Below are 983 nucleotides of genomic sequence, written 5' to 3'. Positions count from 1 at the left end.
ACATGGCACCCACCACGACACCTGACCTCTGCAAGATCAGCCGTACTCACCTCTGCACTCCAACGAGTACCCCGACAGAGCGCGCCGGTAGGAGTCTGTCTCGCCTCGGAATCTTGCGGAATGGCTGTCCGTGGGCGCCAGAACTGGTCCTCGGCGGGGGTGCTCAACAGGCCGTCCAGTTCCTCGTTATCACCGGTCCACAACTCGTCATCCCCGGGCGGATCGAGCACGTAAGCGGTGATCCCGCTCTGGGCGAGGTGCGAGGCGACCATCAGCGACGGGGGATGACTTCCACCCACCGACAACGCCTCCACCTGTACGGCGGCTCGGGCGAGCTGCCCGTGGATGAAGTTCGGCGGCCCGTGCGTGCCCTTGCACTCCAGGATCACGATCTTCATCCGCCGGCGGGTCTTCGTGGCGTGGTGGCCGAGCAGGATGTAGTCCGGCCGCATCTTGGTTCGCGAGACGGACTCCACCGCGCCACCACCATCCACGAAACCCGCCTTCAACGCCACCTCCGCGTCAACCGCGTGGAACGTCCAACCCCGATACTGCCGGCGAAGCAGGTTCTTTGCGACCACGAGGGCCAGGCCGACGCCCAACTGCTCGGACTGGGTCACCTTGTGGTGGTAGACGACCTCGTTGGCATCCGGTGTCAGCGCGAGACGCCCAGCGTTTTTGGCCAGCGTGGCGCAGTAGCGGACGGCGGCCCAGTGTCGAGCCACCTGCGACAGCGGCGAGGCAGTGAGGAGTGTGGTGGCCACCCCCAACTCGTGCAACACCTGCGCGGGAGTGGTCCGCATCCCGCCCGTGCCGACGTCCACCGGGGTCAACCTCTTGTGATGCCAGTACGCCTCGCGCGTCTTGGCGTGTTTCTCGGCATACCGGAGCACGTCGTCGACGGTAGGGACTGTCAACTTAACGGTGTAACTGGATTTTGATGGGTTACTTGCGGCCTGCGGACAGGCGGCCTTCGAAGGTGA

Annotated in this window: 1 protein-coding gene; it reads right to left on the bottom strand. The window is 65.0% G+C overall.

Features of this window, described 5'->3' with window-relative positions; genetic code table 11:
• Nucleotides 1-917 (bottom strand): hypothetical protein (locus ACLQ24_RS29820; RefSeq protein WP_425895069.1); only part of this gene is annotated, 917 nt, incomplete at its 3' end.
• Nucleotides 918-983: the final 66 nt, after the last annotated feature.

The organism is Micromonospora sp. DT4, assembly GCF_049841675.1.
In the GTDB taxonomy this organism is placed as follows: domain Bacteria; phylum Actinomycetota; class Actinomycetes; order Mycobacteriales; family Micromonosporaceae; genus Micromonospora.
This window is presented reverse-complemented; position numbering and strand designations above follow the sequence as displayed.